This is a genomic window from Rhizobium sp. YS-1r, from assembly GCF_000757525.1.
GTDB lineage: Bacteria > Pseudomonadota > Alphaproteobacteria > Rhizobiales > Rhizobiaceae > Neorhizobium > Neorhizobium petrolearium.
The window spans coordinates 927,485-943,101 of the sequence record NZ_JPYQ01000006.1 but is presented as its reverse complement, the minus strand read 5'-3'; the positions used below and the strand labels follow the sequence as shown (position 1 = coordinate 943,101).

Annotated in this window: 15 protein-coding genes; 5 read left to right on the top strand and 10 right to left on the bottom strand. The window is 61.3% G+C overall.

Features of this window, described 5'->3' with window-relative positions:
• Nucleotides 1–42 precede the first annotated feature (42 nt).
• Genes JL39_RS08955 through JL39_RS08935 form a run of 5 tightly spaced genes read left to right on the top strand, consistent with a single transcriptional unit; the run spans nt 43 to nt 5,635 of the window.
• Nucleotides 43–1,446 (top strand): adenylosuccinate lyase family protein, encoded by a 1,404-nt coding sequence (locus tag JL39_RS08955; RefSeq protein WP_052182753.1) that lies wholly within the window; start codon nt 43–45, stop codon nt 1,444–1,446.
• Entirely contained in the window at nt 1,446–2,429 is a 984-nt protein-coding gene (locus JL39_RS08950) for an ABC transporter permease (RefSeq protein ID WP_037148348.1), read from the top strand. Before JL39_RS08955 ends, JL39_RS08950 begins: the two co-directional genes overlap by 1 nt.
• Complete coding sequence (locus JL39_RS30885; RefSeq protein ID WP_081952750.1) at nt 2,426–3,637, top strand: ABC transporter permease; 1,212 nt, start codon at nt 2,426–2,428, stop codon at nt 3,635–3,637. Before JL39_RS08950 ends, JL39_RS30885 begins: the two co-directional genes overlap by 4 nt.
• A 14-nt stretch (nt 3,638–3,651) precedes the next feature.
• Nucleotides 3,652–4,620 carry an ABC transporter ATP-binding protein gene (locus JL39_RS08940; RefSeq protein WP_037148346.1) on the top strand — a complete coding sequence of 323 codons (969 nt, stop codon included), beginning with the start codon at nt 3,652–3,654 and terminating at the stop codon, nt 4,618–4,620.
• 13 nt (nt 4,621–4,633) lie between these two features.
• A complete protein-coding gene (locus JL39_RS08935; protein WP_037148807.1) occupies nt 4,634–5,635 on the top strand; it encodes an oligopeptide/dipeptide ABC transporter ATP-binding protein in 1,002 nt (333 codons plus the stop codon).
• A 366-nt stretch (nt 5,636–6,001) separates the two neighbouring features.
• Here the strand turns inward: JL39_RS08935 and JL39_RS08930 are convergent, their stop codons facing one another.
• The 10 genes from JL39_RS08930 to JL39_RS08885 form a co-directional block, all read right to left on the bottom strand.
• Nucleotides 6,002–6,382 carry a lipoprotein gene (locus tag JL39_RS08930; RefSeq protein WP_037148344.1) on the bottom strand — a complete coding sequence of 127 codons (381 nt, stop codon included), beginning with the start codon at nt 6,380–6,382 and terminating at the stop codon, nt 6,002–6,004.
• Nucleotides 6,383–6,576: 194 nt separating this feature from the next.
• Nucleotides 6,577–7,353: an anti-sigma factor gene (locus tag JL39_RS08925; protein ID WP_037148342.1), complete on the bottom strand. Its 777-nt coding sequence runs from the start codon at nt 7,351–7,353 to the stop codon at nt 6,577–6,579.
• Nucleotides 7,350–7,874, bottom strand: a complete 525-nt coding sequence (locus JL39_RS08920; RefSeq protein WP_037148340.1) for a sigma-70 family RNA polymerase sigma factor — start codon at nt 7,872–7,874, stop codon at nt 7,350–7,352. The genes JL39_RS08925 and JL39_RS08920 overlap by 4 nt, the downstream gene beginning before the upstream one ends.
• A 52-nt stretch (nt 7,875–7,926) precedes the next feature.
• Nucleotides 7,927–9,381 carry a YncE family protein gene (locus JL39_RS08915; protein WP_037148338.1) on the bottom strand — a complete coding sequence of 485 codons (1,455 nt, stop codon included), beginning with the start codon at nt 9,379–9,381 and terminating at the stop codon, nt 7,927–7,929.
• Nucleotides 9,382–9,394: 13 nt separating this feature from the next.
• A complete protein-coding gene (locus tag JL39_RS08910; RefSeq protein ID WP_052182752.1) occupies nt 9,395–9,892 on the bottom strand; it encodes a DUF305 domain-containing protein in 498 nt (165 codons plus the stop codon).
• 301 nt (nt 9,893–10,193) lie between these two features.
• A complete protein-coding gene (locus JL39_RS08905; protein WP_037148336.1) occupies nt 10,194–11,708 on the bottom strand; it encodes a carboxypeptidase M32 in 1,515 nt (504 codons plus the stop codon).
• Nucleotides 11,705–12,742: an oligopeptide/dipeptide ABC transporter ATP-binding protein gene (locus JL39_RS08900; RefSeq protein WP_052182751.1), complete on the bottom strand. Its 1,038-nt coding sequence runs from the start codon at nt 12,740–12,742 to the stop codon at nt 11,705–11,707. Before JL39_RS08900 ends, JL39_RS08905 begins: the two co-directional genes overlap by 4 nt.
• Entirely contained in the window at nt 12,739–13,776 is a 1,038-nt protein-coding gene (locus JL39_RS08895) for an ABC transporter ATP-binding protein (RefSeq protein WP_244446848.1), read from the bottom strand. The genes JL39_RS08900 and JL39_RS08895 overlap by 4 nt, the downstream gene beginning before the upstream one ends.
• Nucleotides 13,776–14,621, bottom strand: coding sequence for an ABC transporter permease (locus JL39_RS08890; protein ID WP_037148334.1), 846 nt, complete (start codon nt 14,619–14,621; stop codon nt 13,776–13,778). The genes JL39_RS08895 and JL39_RS08890 overlap by 1 nt, the downstream gene beginning before the upstream one ends.
• Entirely contained in the window at nt 14,618–15,556 is a 939-nt protein-coding gene (locus JL39_RS08885; RefSeq protein WP_037148332.1) for an ABC transporter permease, read from the bottom strand. Before JL39_RS08885 ends, JL39_RS08890 begins: the two co-directional genes overlap by 4 nt.
• Nucleotides 15,557–15,617: the final 61 nt, after the last annotated feature.

Here is a 15,617-nt window from a genome sequence, read left to right as displayed (position 1 = left end):
CAAGCCGGCCTTGCTTTTGTTTTCATGAAAGTGCGAAGCCGAATGGGTACAGAATTCAACGACGCGCTTACGTCGCAATACGACTACCGAGGACTGCGGGACGCTTTTGCGCCACCGGCCATCTACCAAGCCTTCCTGGACGTCGAGAAGGCTGTGGCGATCGCTCAAGGAGAGCTCGGCATGATCCCCATCGCCTCAGCGGAGGCGATCGCAGAACATTGCCGTTACGAGTATTTGGACATGAGCCGCCTGGACACATCGTACCGGACAACCCGGCACCCTCTCATGCCGGTGATCAACGAGCTCGTCCGGCTCTGCGGCCCAAAGCACGGCGGATATGTCCACTGGGGTATCACCACGCAGAACGTCATCCAGACCGGACTGCTGCTGCTCGCCAAGCGCGCTCAAGTGGTGCTGGACGAACTGCTCGCGGACATCCTGCGTCATCTCGGCCGTCATGCCCGGACCCATGCCAACACCATCATGGCCGGACGCACACATTATCGCCACGCTGTGCCGATCACCTTCGGCTTCAAGGTGGCGGTCTGGATCGAAGAATTCCTTCAGGCGATGGACCGGCTCAAAGAGACTGAGAAGCGTGCCTTCGTGGTCATGAGCGGTGGTGCCGTCGGCTGCTTTTCGGCTCTCGGCAGACAAGGCCCCGCATTTCAATCACGGGTGGCCGCACTTCTCTGCATGGGCGATATGGCCATTCCCTCGCGGGCGATCCGCACCCACATGTGTGAATATGTCAATGCGTTGAGTTTGACGGCGTCCATCTGCCACAAGATCGCCGAGGAGGTCTATCAGAGCTCGTCGGAGGAATATGGGGAACTGCACGAGGGCCGCATCGAGGGCACCATCGGTTCCTCCACCATGCCGCAGAAGATCAATCCTATTCTGTGCTACGGCATCATCGCCAACAGCAACAAGCTCTATTCGTGCGCGGGGATGCTGATGGCGACCGCCCACCGCTCGTTTGAATCAGACGGCAGCGCCAACCAGATGTTCGAGGATGGACTGGCGGAAGTCATCGGTGCCATCTCCGAAATCCTCGTGCGGACCGAACTTCTGGTGCGCGACCTCTATGTCGATACGGAGCGGATGCGGGCCAATCTGGATCTGTCGCAGGGGGCCATCTTCGGCGAATTTGCCATGATGCGGCTCGGTGAGACGCTCGGCAAACACAAGGGGCACGAACTGGTCCATGACGCTGCCTTGGCGGCGGCAGGCGGCAAAGCTCCTTTCCTGGAGGAATTGTCGTTGCTGCCGGGCGGCCCGGCGCTTCGGGCAGAGATCGAGAATCGGCTTGAAACCGGAAATACGAGCGGCATATGCGCTGAATACGCGGTGCATTTTGGATCGCTGGTTCAGGATATCGGAGCCGGATCGTTTCCGACCGTCGAGCAGCGCAACATCAACGCCTACCTGAAGGTTGACCGCTGATGCTGTCCTTCGTGCTGCAGCGCCTGTTGCAAAGCGTCATCGTCGTGTTCGTGCTGTCGATCGTGCTGTTCGTCGGGGTCTGGCTGATCGGTAACCCGGCGGATATCCTGATCTCGTCGGAAGCTTCGGAGGCTGACCGGCTTGCCGCCATCGCCGCGCTCGGCCTCGACAAGCCGCTTTGGCACCAATACCTGGTCTTCCTTGGCAATGCGGCACAGGGGGATTGGGGGGCCTCTTTCGTCTACAAGGAGCCGGTCGTCAGTATCCTTCTGCAACGGCTGCCCGCCAGCCTGGAGCTCGGCTTGGTGGCCTTCCTCATCGCCGTTGGCATTTCCATTCCGGCGGGTCTTTATGCCGGTTTGAAGCCGGAATCGCTGCTCGGTCGAGGCATCATGGCCTTCTCGCTGATCGGAGTGAGCATCCCCACGTTCTGGCAGGGCATGCTGCTCATCGTCGCATTCGGCATTGCCCTGCCGATCTTGCCGGTCGGCGACCGGGGCCAACTGGCAACGCATTTCGGCATCACCTCCAGCCTCTGGACGCTCGACGGCTGGTCGCACGTCATCATGCCGGCTTTCAGCCTGGCGCTGCTCAAGATGTCGCTGCTGATGCGCGTGACGCGCGCAGCGACCATGGAAATCTCACGCCTCGACTTCGTCAAGTTCGCTTATGCCAAGGGCGTGAGAAGCCGCAAGGTGATCGTCGGGCACATCCTGCGCAACGCGCTGGTTCCGCTCGTCACCGTCACCGGGATCGAACTGGGCAATCTTCTCGCCTATGGCGTGATCACCGAGACCGTTTTTTCCTGGCCGGGGCTTGGTAAGCTTCTGATCAACTCGATCAAGGTACTGGACAGGCCGTTGATCGTGGCGCAGCTCACCTATACGGCGCTCCTGTTCATCGCCATCAATTTCATCGTCGACATTTTACACACGGTCATCGATCCGCGCGTCAAATCCGTTCTGAGGCGGCGCACCGCATGAGCACGGCTGGCCTTAAGGATTTTACCGGGCGTTTTGCCGAAAGCCGCTCCGCCGTGGTCAGTCTCGCGGTGAGCATCACATTCGTCGCCTGCGCCATCTTTGCGCCACTGCTGGCACCGACGGATCCATACGACCTGACGCAGTTGCAGCTCTCGGACGCGTTGAAGCCCACGGGCTCCAAGCGCATGCTGCCGGGAGAGGAAATCAGGGCGAATATGCGGGTCGATGGCGGCTCTGCATCGGTCGAGCCCGTTTCGCCGGCCAAGACCCGCCTTGCCTTTTTGACCGAGCCCTGCGCACCGAATTGTCTGAGCGTCATTGTTCAGCCGGAGGATGTCCGGCTCGCAAGTTTGCAGATCCGCAACCTGCCGGCAGGCGTGACTGTCGAAGGTGCCAAGAAACACCCGATCCAGCCCTGGTGGACCGTTGACACCCCACAGGGCAGCAAGGTCAGGCTCATCTCGAGCGCCCCATTGCCTGCGAGCTTCACTTTTTTGGCTATTGCGAAGTCCATGGAGCAGGAGACGGACTTCATATTTCGTCTCGGCACCGATGGTTTTGGGCGCGACATGCTCTCGGCCATCCTCTACGGCATCCGGATCAGTGTTTTCGTCGGGTTGGTAGCGGCCGGCGTCGCCATGGTGTTCGGCACTGGGCTCGGGCTTCTCTCGGCCTGGCGTGGCGGCGTCACAGACGCGATCGTCATGCGCGCTGTCGATTTTATGCTCGGCCTTCCGGCGCTCCTGGTCGGGCTGGCGATCCTCGCCGTCCTCGGCAACGGCGTCAGCAAAGTCGTGCTTGCCATCGTCATCGTGCAATGGTCCTATTATGCTCGAACCGCCCGCTCTTTCGCCCTTAGTGAACTCGGCAAGGAATATGTCGAGGCGGCGCAGTGCCTGCGGCTGTCGCCGGCGCGCATCATGCTGCGCCATGTGCTGCCAAACTGTATGCCACAGATCATCGTGCTCTTCACGCTCAACATCGCCGCGGCGATCTCGCTCGAATCCTCGTTGAGCTTCCTCGGCGTAGGCCTGCCGCTCACCAGGCCTTCTCTCGGCATGCTGATCGCCAGCGGCTACGAATTCATCTTTTCCCACAAGTATTGGATCAGCATCTATCCGGGTGTGGTGCTGCTGGTGATGATCGTTGCCATGAACCTGCTCGGCGACCGGTTGCGCGATCTCAACAATCCGCGGCTTGATCGCTAGGAGAACCCGCGCGAATGAGTGAACCCTTTTTCCAAGTCGACGGCCTCAACACCTGGTTCTTCACCCGCCAGGGCATGGTCAAATCCGTGCGCGATATTTCCTTCGATCTTACTCGTGGCGAGGTGCTTGGCATCGTCGGAGAATCCGGCTCGGGCAAATCGGTTACCGGCATGTCGATCATGGGCCAGGTCGACGAGCCGGGCCGCATCGTTTCCGGCTCGATCACCCTTAATGGCGAGGAACTGACGACCCTCGATTTCGAGGAGATGCGCCGCTATCGCGGCCGGAGGATCGCCATGATCTTCCAGAACCCGTTGATGACGCTCAACCCTTTGATGCGGGTGCGCGACCAGATGTACGAGGCAATCGGCGCGCATGAGGATGGTTCTCGCCGGAACATGCATGATCGCTGCATCGAGGCGCTGAAGGCCGTCGGCATTCCGTCGCCGGAGGAGCGCTTGAATGCCTATCCGCACGAAATGTCGGGCGGTATGCGCCAGCGTGTCGTCATTGCTATCGCGCTTCTTCTCGGGCCGGATCTGATCATCGCCGACGAGCCGACGACGGCGCTCGATGTGACGATCCAGGCGCAGATCATCTATCAGATCCGCCGGCAGATCGATGAGCGCGGCCTCGGCATGATCTGGATCACCCACGATCTGTCGACGCTTTCGGAACTCGCCGACCGGATCATGGTCATGTATGCGGGGGCGATGATGGAGATCGGCACGACGCAGGAGATCATCGGTTCCGCCCGTCATCCCTATACGCGCAAGCTTCTTGATTCCGTTCCTTCGCGCAACACGCCGGGAGAGAAGCTGAAGCAGATTCCCGGCAACATGCCCTCGCTGCTTGCGCTCGGAAAAGGCTGTCCCTTCACCAGCCGCTGCGAACGGGCGACGGAAATCTGCGGCGAGCCGGTACCGGCGACCCAACTGTCCGGCACGCACCGCATCTGGTGCTACCATCCATTCGAGGATTGACCACTTGAACGAGATGATCTTCGAGGCAAAGGGCCTTTCGCGCAGCTTCACCGTCGCAGGCAGCCCAATTCGTGAATTTGCCAATCATTTTCTCCGTGATCGGCAGCCAACGGTGCTGCGGGCCGTCGACAACGTCTCGCTGACCCTGCGCGAAGGCGAGACGCTCGGCGTGGTCGGTGAGTCCGGCTGCGGGAAATCGACGTTGGCGCGGATGATCGCCGGTATTCTGCCGGCCTCTTCCGGCGAGCGGTGCTTCCGTGGCGAAGCCTATGACAGCTTCTTGGCCCGCAAACGCGACGCACTGAAGATCCAGATGGTCTTCCAGGACCCGCTTTCCTCCCTCAATCCGCGCCTGAGGGTAGGGGAGATCGTCGGCGAGGCAGCGGTGTTGCACAGACTAGTGCCGCGTTCGAAGGCAAAAGACTATGTCGTGGACATTCTCGCCCGCGTCGGCCTGCCTGCCGACAGCATCAATCGCTATCCGCACCAGTTTTCCGGCGGCCAGCGCCAGCGCGTCGGCATCGCCCGGGCGCTTGCGGTCAAGCCCCACATGCTGATCTGCGACGAAGCGGTTGCGGCTCTCGACGTCTCGGTGCAGGCGCAGATCATCAACCTGTTGATGGACATCAAGCGTGACAGCGGCCTTGCGATGATCTTCATCAGCCATGATCTCGGCGTCATCCGCCATCTCTGCGACCGGGTTGCGGTGATGTATCTCGGCCGCATCGTGGAGCTCGCCGAAACGAAGCAGCTCTTCGCCTCGCCGACGCATCCCTATACGCGTATGCTGCTCGACGGCATGCCCAAGATTTCGCTGCAACGCCGCCGGTTCATGCCGATCCAGGGCGAAATACCTTCACCGCTCCATCCACCCTTCGGCTGCCATTTTCATCCACGCTGTCCGATCGCCGCCGAACACTGCAGTCGCGTCCGGCCCGAGCTGCGACAGATCGCGCCGGGCCACGTTCACGCATGCCTGAACATCGAGTGTCGCTCAGCCTCAGGCGAGATCTAGCTGCAGCCGCCCAGGCGTTTGAGCCAACGGCGATTCCATCGCGTTGCGCAAACTGCGTGGAGGGCATGCCCAGTGGGCAACGCGAATACAGCCTTTTCAATCCTTCAGATCTTTCCGAAACTTCACGGTGTTGCGGGAGATGCGGTGGAGATGGCGATCGCACCGCACTCCTGCCCGAGGCGGCTGACTTCGACTATGGGCGGTATTCGCTTGCGGAGGCCGACACCTTTTCGATGCAGGCCTGAAGCAGCTCGTCGGTCCAGCATCATATCGGGCGGGGCGTCGCCAATAGTGCCCGAGCGGGAAACGAGGGCCAGAACATGGCCCTCGAAACTTCGGGTGCGGATGTCTTCACCGCGACAAGACTCAAGGACGGGCGAGATCCCAGACGCCAAGAACGCCGTCGCCGGTGACATCGCCCTGCTTCATGTCCTTGACCCAGTAATAAAGCGGCATGCCATCCTTCGCCCACTGCTTCTTGCCGTCCTTCCGGGTGACGATCGAATAGCCGTTACCAGCCTTGGCGCTCGCGTCAGCAAACAATGGCGGCCAATTCTTCTCGCAATCGCCATAGCAATTGGAGACATCCTTCTTGTCGTTCCTGAAGGTGTAGAGGCTCTTGCCCTTCTCGCCGGCAAGGACTTTGCCCTTGGCGGTATCGACACTGGTGACCGACGGGGCAGCCAGAGCGGCCGTGGCGGCGAATGCGGCGACGGCAAGCGCCGGCAGGAATTTCATGGACTTCATCGTGTATCTCCTAAGGTTCTGACATCCGTTCTTGCGATGCCGACCATAAGACACATGACGCGGCGATTTTATTCCCCATTCTGGTGATAATTGTAGTAAAAACAACAGGATGAGCCATTCGCCGTATGCAGGAAAACCCCGGGCGAAACTATCTCGCCCGGGGTTGGTCTGTATCGAAAGCGGCCAGCAGACGATCAAGCCTTGCCCAGAACCTGCTTGCGAATCTCGTCGGCAACGGGGTGCAGGGCCTCCGAAGGAAGAAAGCCAACGAGACTATAGCCCATCCCATTCGACGCCCAACTCCAGCCGTCAACCTTGCCTTGAGAGTGCGGCGTCATCGTTCGCGTCTGATCCACCACCATAGGCCTCGTCAACATAACAAGGCGCGTGCCATGATCGTTGTCATACATCAGCATCAGGCCGGCACCGTGAGGCGTGGAGACGACGCGGCCGCCCATCAGCCGGTATCCGGATTTGGATAAGTCCGGCAGGACAGGCTTCTGCCCCATCCGCTCGGTCGCCCAATCGACCAGCTCGACCATGTTTTCGGCCCGTAGCTCGACCGGCCTGATCCTGTCGGCTGCATAGGTGGCGAAACTGTCAGAGGCTTCCCGGGCAAGGGCGACCACGCCTTCGGTGGGAGGGGTCATCACACCGTGCATGTACCAGCCACCGGAGCCGCCTGCGAACAAGAGCACGATGGCCGCTGCCGCAAGCCTCAGGGCGGAGACACGGTTCTGTCGTTTCGCGGCGATCATATGATTGAGATTGAGGCCGACAGGGATCGGCTCTTCGGTGACAGGATCGAATACCGAGCGTAAAGTGGTGCGCTGGGCGGAGTAGGAGGCAAAACGGTTGGCGACATCCGGGTGCCTTTCGAGATAGATCGCGACCTCGGCACTGCGGCCATCGTCGAGCCGACCGTCTACATAGGCGTGAAGGTCATCTTCCGTGATTGGCCTGTCAGTCATTTCACTCTCCGCAGATGCGAACCTGGTCTAGCGACACTCGCAGGATCCTCCAAGATCTGCCGCAGGCGCTCGCGTCCTCGCGACAGCCGAGACATGACGGTCCCGATGGGGATCGCCATCACTTCGGCGACCTGGGCATAGGACAGGTCCTCGACCGAGACCAGCAGAAGTACGCTGCGCTGTTCTTCCGGCAATCGCTGAACCGCCGCCATGACGTCCGCCTTCGTAAGTCCGTCTTCCTGCGTCGGCTTGTGCGCAATAAAACCCTCGCCAATGTCGTCGATCCTGACATGCTCTCCGCGCCTGGAGGCCTGTCTGAGGCGATTGACCGCAAGATTGTGCAGGATCGCGAACACCCAGGTGCGGGCATCATCGTTTCGGCGCCTATGCCAATGAGAAATCACCCGTTCAAGGCAGTCCTGTACGAGATCGTCAGCTGCAACCGCGTCGTGGATGAGACCGCGGGCATAGCGCCGCAGCGCCGGGATCATCGGTTCGACTTGAGAGAGGAGATCATCCATAACGCACCTGTTGCCGGTGGATGGCCCGCCTCGAACGGGCGGGCCACTATACTTACTCCGCCTGGACCTGCACAACCTCGCCGGGCTTGCCATCGGCCGAGGTCGCGACGACGAGATATCGCTTCTCGTCCTTGTGCCTGGCCTCGACGATCTGTCGGATCGGACCGACCGCGTTGACGATGGCCGAACCGGCAGGATTGGTCATGAACGTCGCCAATCCCTGGAGCCGACCGCTGCCATCGGGCTTGTCGGAAAGAGCAAGGACGTAGGGTTTCTTGGGATCAAGGCCGGCGACGGCAGCCTGCAGCACCTGCGTCAGCCCCTGATTGAACAGGGTAACGCTCGTCGACTGCTTTTTGTCTTTGTCTCCCGTGGCTGCAAGCTTCAGGTGAGCGGCGTCTCCGGCAGCGCCGAGCGGCACGAGGTTTTGCATTCCGTCGCCTTCGGGAACAGCATTCGGGACATAAGCGACCGCCTGCGGCGCCTGACCGATCGGAATATTGGCGACGACCTTGTTCTTCAGCGTGTCGATGACGGCGAACTGATCGGCGTTTTCGAGCCCCACATAGACGCGTGTGCCGTCGCCCGATGGCCAGATGCCGTGCGGAAGATTGCCGACCGGGATCGTCGCAACCTGCTCGAAATTGTCCGTGCGGAAGACCTTGACCTCGTTGAGACCGCCGACGGTTACATAGGCGAAGCTGCCGTTCTTGTTGATAACGAGGTTGACGTGGTTGGTAATCGGTCCGGTATCGATGGTCTTGATGAGGTCAAAGGGTGCCTCGGCATTGAAGACCTGTGTCTTGCCGATATCCTTCAGCGTGAACCAGACCTGCTTGCCGTCGGCTGAGGCGGCAATGTTGGGGCAAAAGGGGCTTTCCTGCTTCACGTGGCCGACGATCTGGTGGTCGGCGACAGTGACGACTGCGACGTCCGGATTGAAGGACGAGCAGATGTAGCCGTATTTGCCATCCGGCGAGAAGATCTGCATGCCGGGGCCTGGAGCAACCTTGATGCGGGTCTTTTCTTCGAACGTGTTCGCGTCGATGACAGAAATATAATCTTCGCCACGTACGGTGACCCAGACCTCCTTGCCGTCAGGCGTGTAGAAGGCCTCGTGAGGCGAGCGACCGACATAGGTCGTGTGCTTGACGGCGTTGGTCGCCGTGTCGATGAAGGTGACCGAGTTGGAACCGATCGAGACGACGGCAAGCGTCTTGTGATCGGGCGAGAAGCCCATGCCGTGGACGAGGACCTGCCCCTTGTAGAGCGGGCTCAGGTTGCCGGGCTGCGGATCGCCAAGCTTGATGACGCCGAGCAGCTTGTTGTCGACCGGATCGGATACCGAAACCGTGTTGGAGAATTGCTCCGCGGCATAGATGCGATCCTTGTGGCTGATCGGAATGTCCGGATCGGAGGCCAGGCCAGGGGGCTGACCGGCAAAGGCTACCACGGGTAAAAGCATGGTGCTTGCAAGCAAAGCAAAGATCTTCAGGTTGGTTCTCATATCTCGGTCCTTTTCAGTTGGCCGGTTTCATCATCATCTGGATGGTCGGAGCCTTTGATGTCTCTTCGTCGGAACTCCGTGTTGTCTTTGCCCCACCTGATTTGACCTGCGTCGGCACGGCATCGGATGCGGGCAGCGGATCGCCAACTGCAATGCGCATGGCGGCGATTTCCTGCTGCTGATCGACGATGATTTCCTGCGCGAGGCGCTTTAGCTGCTCGTTATTGCCGTAGCGCAGATACGCGACGGCCATGTCGATAGCGCCCTGGTGATGGGGGATCATCATCTCGACGAAGTCGCGATCCACATCGCCGGTCGGCTTGACTGCCATATCGTTCATCATTTTCACCATCGCGGCGTCGTTTTCCTGCAGGAACGGACTTTCGTCCGCCGTTCCAGCCGCGGCTTCGTGGTGATGAGCCGGCGCATCATGGGCAAAGGCCGATACGGAAATGACGGCGAGGAGGGATGTCGTCACCAGAACGCGGGTGCTGCAAAAGCAGTGAGTCATTGTTGTCTCCTGATCCTTCTCGAAGAGTTCAGGAGGGTAGACATCGTGCTTTTCAGATTATTCCCACCGACGGGATCTTTTTCATGGGTTCGTTTCGACGGTAGCAGCCATGGCGCATCTTTGCTCCACGCATATGCATTGGTGAAACCGGTTTTCTCTTGGACTTGCGGTCGGTCAGCCGTGACCCCGATGGCCCGAGATGTCGGAGGCCAAGCAATCTGATCGCGCCGCGTGCAGAGGTCATGATCAAGGCGCGGCGAAACAGGCCGGCGCGGCGATCGGTTGTTCCTGCCTGCTGCCGTTATTCCGTTAACTCTTCCACCTTGTGCGCGAGGTCGGCGATATAAGCTGCCGTCGACAGATCGGAACCGGTCGCATCCATCAGCAGCTGGCTCGGGCTCTTTGAACGGCCGAACTGATGGACGTTGTCGTTCAGCCATGTCTTCAGCGGTAGGTAGTCGCCCGCTTCGAGCCCGAGTGCCACCGCGGTCTCTTTGCGGGCGGCTGCGAAGAACTGCGAGGACATGATGTTGCCGATCGTGTAGGTCGGGAATGACCCGACCATGCCAGCCGACCAGTGCACATCCTGCAAGACGCCGAGTGTATCGCTCGGCACATCAAGGCCGAGATAGACCTTGATCCTCTCGCGCCATATGGCCGGCAGGTCGGCGACGCGGATCTCGCCCGCCATCAATCCCGCCTCGATCTCCGAGCGCAGCATGATGTGGAAATCGTAGGTCAGTTCGTCCGCCTCGACGCGAATGAAACCGGGACGCGCCGCGTTGACGGCGCGCCAGAAGTCTTCGGCCGAGACATCCGAAAGCTGGTCGGGGAAGGTCTTCCTGAGGTCGGCAAAGTTCAGTTCCCAGAAGCGCCGCGAGCGGCCGATGCGGTTTTCCCAAAGGCGCGACTGGGATTCGTGGGTGCCGAAACTCGCCCCGCCGACGGCGTAGAGATTGACGAAATCGGTGGCGAAGACCGAACGCGAGAACTCTTCGGGAATGCCCTGTTCATACATGCCGTGGCCGGCCTCGTGCCAGACGGCGAAGAGCCCGCCCGGCAACCAGGTTTCGCGAAAACGGCCGGTGATGCGCACGTCGGAGCGGGTGAAGGAGATTTCGAAAGGATGGACGGTGTCGTCGAGGCGGCCGCGGTTGAAATCATAACCAAAGCGGGAGGAGATCAAGCTCGAAAAGGCCCGCTGCCTGTCGACCGGATATGCTCGTTCGAGGATTTCGGCACGGACATTCGCTTCTTTCACCTCGGCGAGCAGGGGCAGAAGGGCTTCGCGCAATTCTCCGTAAAGACCACGCAGGCGGATCCAAGTCATGCCCGGCTCGTAGGTCGCGACCAGCGCGTCATAGGGATGATCGTCATAGCCGATCGCCGAGGCGATTTCGCGCTGCATATCCATCGTGCGTTCAAGCATGGGGGCGAAGGCCGCGAAGTCGTTGGCGGCTCGCGCTCTGCTCCAGGCCGCCTGGGAGACGGTCTTGAGTTCCGCTGCAGCGCCGACAAGCGATGCCGGGATGCGGGAAAGCGTGCCGATTGCATCGGCCGCCTGTTCGACGGCAAGAAGGCGGGTATCACCGGGAGCGACGCCGGAAAGCTCTGCGCGGGCCTCCTCGATTGCTCGCTGCAAACCGTCGCCGGTCGCAATATCCCGGGCGAGGCCGATCAGGGTCGCGATCTGCTTGCCGCGCGCATCGACGCCGCCCGGCGGCATCATCACCCGCGAATCCCAGGTCAGCAGGTTCACTGCGCAAAGGATGTCGTTGACCTTGGCGACCTCGCTTTTGAAGGCTGCGTAGCTCATGGAAGCAATAGTCCTGTTGGATCGTTTGCGTTTGGCGCCGGCGTGCCGAAATCGGTCAGATGGCAGGCGGCGAACTGACCGCGGCCGCGGGACGAAAGAAGCGGCCGCTCGGTGCGGCAGCGGTCGAAGACATTCGGACAGCGGCCTGCGAAGGGACAGCCGGGCGGCAGGTTGAGCGGGCTCGGCAGTTCGCCGCGCAACGCGACCTTGCGATTGCGCTGGCCCGGGTCGAGCTCGGGCGCGGCTTCGAGCAGCGCCTTGGAATAGGGGTGGCGCGGCGCGGCGAACAGGCCTTCCGAGGTGTTCACCTCCATCACCTGGCCGAGATACATGACCGCCACCCGGTGCGAGATATGCCGCACGAGGCGCAGGTCATGAGCGACGAAGACAACAGTGAGATGGAGCCTTGACTGGAGCTGCAGCAGCAGATTGATCACCTGCGCCTGTACCGAGACGTCGAGCGCTGAGACGAGTTCGTCGGCGACGATCACATCGGGTTCCACAGCGAGCGCCCGGGCAATGCCGATGCGCTGCCGCTGGCCGCCGGAGAATTCATGCGGGTAGCGCGCCGCCGCATCCTGCGGCAGGCGGACGAGGTCCAGCAGTTCGGCGATGCGGCCGGGTATCTCCGGTTTCGACCGCATCCGGTGGACGAAAAGCGCTTCACCCAGGATCTGCGATACGGTCATGCGCGGGTTGAGCGAGCCGTAGGGATCCTGAAAGATCATCTGCACCCTTCTGTTGAAGGCGCGCCGTGCGTCGCCGCGCAGGAGCGCGATGTCCTTGCCCTCGAAGCGCACCGCCCCGGCATCGGCCTCGTGCAGGCGCACCAGGCAGCGCGCAAGAGTGGATTTGCCGCAGCCGGATTCGCCGACGATGCCGAGCGTCTCGCCGCGATGGACTTCGAGCGTCACGTTGTTCAGTGCGTGCACGATGAGTGGCGGTTCGCCTTTCAGGCGCCGCATCAGCGAATAAGGGCCGCGAAACCGTTTCGAGACGCCGTCGATCGAAAGAATGGGAAGGGTCGCGTTCACAGGATCGCCTCCGCCGCCGCCACTCGCTCGTGGTGGAAACAGGCGACCGTGCGGGTTGGCGAGGTCACAGCCTCCAGCACCGGGCGTTCCTTGAGACAGATATCCGTAGCGAAGCTGCAGCGCGGATGAAAGGCGCAGCCGGTCGGCAGGTTGGTGAGGCTCGGCGGCGTGCCCTCGATCGATTGCAGCATGGTGCGCGAAGTGCCGGATCGGGGCACGGAGCCTAGCAATCCGCGCGTATAGGAATGACGCGGCCGAGCGAAAACCTCCGCAACCGTGCCCGTCTCGACGATGCGGCCGGCATACATGACCGCCATCCGGTCGCAGGTCGCGGCAACCACGCCGAGATCGTGGGTGACGAGCACGACGCTCATCGCCATCCGGTCGCGCAGATCGAGCAGCAATTTGAGGATCTGGTCCTGGATCGTCACGTCGAGCGCCGTCGTCGGTTCGTCGGCGAGCAGAAGTTTCGGCGAACAGGCGAGCGCAATCGCAATCATCACGCGCTGCCGCATGCCGCCAGAGAACTGGTGCGGATATTCGTCGAGACGTCGGTCGGCGGCGGGAATGCCGACGATGTTCATCAGCTCCAGTGCTCGCGACCGCCGCTGTCTGGCGGTGAGCGTCGTATGGGCGATCAGATTCTCTTCGATCTGCATGCCGACCGGCAGGACCGGATTGAGCGCCGTCATCGGTTCCTGGAAGATCATCGCGATCTCGCTGCCACGGATCCTGCGGAGTTCCTCTGCCGACATGGCAACGAGATCGCGGCCGCGCCAGTCGACATGGCCGGTCGTGCGTCCCGGCTTGCGGATCAACCCCATGATGGAACGCAGCGTGACGCTCTTGCCCGAACCGGATTCGCCGACAAGCCCGACGATCTCGCCCGGTGCCACATCGAAATCGACATCGGCCGCGGCGATCGCCAGCCCGCGCGGCGTATCGAACGTCGTGGTCAGGCCGCGCACGACGAGCCCGGCATTCTCGTTTCCGCCGGTGTTTCCGTTCGGCCCCATGTTTGCGGACATCGCCATCACCGCCGCACCCTCAGAAGGTCTGCGACCCCGTCGCCGGCGAGGCTGAAGCCGAGACCGGTCAGGACGATTGCCACGCCCGGGAAGACTGAAATCCACCAGGCCGTATTCATGAAATTCTTGCCGTCGGCGATCTGCACGCCCCATTCGGCGGCTGGCGGCTGAGCGCCGAGGCCGAGATAACCAAGGCTGGAGCCGAGCAAGATCGCCAGCGCCATGTCAGTCATCCAGTAGACGATCGCTGGCGTAATCGCGTTGGGCAGCAGATGCCGGAAGATGATGCGCAGCGGCGTGTAGCCCATCACCCGACCGGCATCGGCATAATCGAGCCGTTTCTGCACTTTGATCTCGGCGGCCACCAGCCGGGCATAGAAGACCCAGCCAACGACGCCGACGGCGACATACATATTACCAAGGCCGGGTCCGAGTACGGAGACGATGGCGATGACCAGGACCAGGAAAGGGAAAGTGATCGTCGCATCGACGATGCGTCCGAAGATCGCCTCCGAGAGGCCACCGGCATAACCGACGAAAGCGCCGACGATCGTGCCGAAAATGAAAGGCCCGATGGTTGCGAAGATCGCGATCTGCATGTCGATCGTATAGGCATGGATAACGCGCGAGAGCACGTCACGGCCGAAATTGTCGGTGCCGAAGGGATGCGCCCAGCTCGGCGGCGCCAGCAATGCGCTGTAGTCGAACGCGGTCGGATCATAAGGTGCCAGAAGAGAAGGCCAAAGCGCCAGGACAAGGCTGAGGCCGAGAATGACGCCGCCCGATACAAGCGATCGCGGCAGCGCCTTCAGGCGAAAGGCGGATCTTGCCGCAGCCCAGGCGGCGCTCATCGGGCAATCCTTGGATCGAGCCAGGCCTGGACTATGTCGGTGATCAGAAAGGTCAGCGAGACGAGAACGGCGAGCGCGATCGTCAGCCCTTGCAGTACCGGATAATCGCGACCGTAAATGCTGTCGATCAGCAGGCGGCCGGCGCCGGGCACGGCGAAGACCGTTTCGGTGATGACTGCGCCGCCGAGCAGCGTGCCGATTTGCAGGCCGAACAGGGTGACGGTGGAGATCAGTGCGTTGCGTAGGATATGCCGGAAGAGGATGACCCGCGAGCGCAGGCCTTTGGCCGTAGCGAAATCGACATATTCGGCATTCATCACCTCGATGATCGAGGCGCGCAGGTTGCGCATCAGCACTGCGGCGAAGCTCAGCGCCAGCGTCAATGCCGGTAGGAAGAGATGGTAGAGCCGGTCGCCCAGCGTGTCGCCATAGCCGCCGACCGGGAAGAGTTTCAACTGGGCCGCAAAAACGGTGAGAAGTACGATGCCGACATAGAAGACCGGCATGGAGAGCCCCATCTGGAACGCACCGCGGATGATGCTGTCCGGCAGCCGCTCCCGTTTCGACGCCGCTATGAAGGCGAGCGGCACGGCAAGAACAAGCGCGATCAGAGCCGACATGCCCGTCAGCATCAATGTCACCGGCAGGCGCTGCAGGATCAGTGACGAAACCGATACCTTGAGGCCGATCGAATTGCCAAGATCGCCGGTGACGACGCGCCTCACGAAATAGAAGAATTGCACGACGACGGGTTGGTCGAGGCCGAGCTGGCGGTTGATCCGCTCCACGTCTGCATCCCGGGCGCGGTCGCCGAGCATGGCGCTGGCGGGATCACCGGGAAGAAGACGCACGAGGATGAAGGTGACGATGAGGATGAAGATCACCGTCGGTATCATCTGGAGCAGGCGGCGAATAACGAAACTGAAAAGTGGCAAAAGCCTCTCCCGGACTTTCTATCGGAAAAAGGCCGCAGGCCTCGAAAGCGAGGCCTGCGCA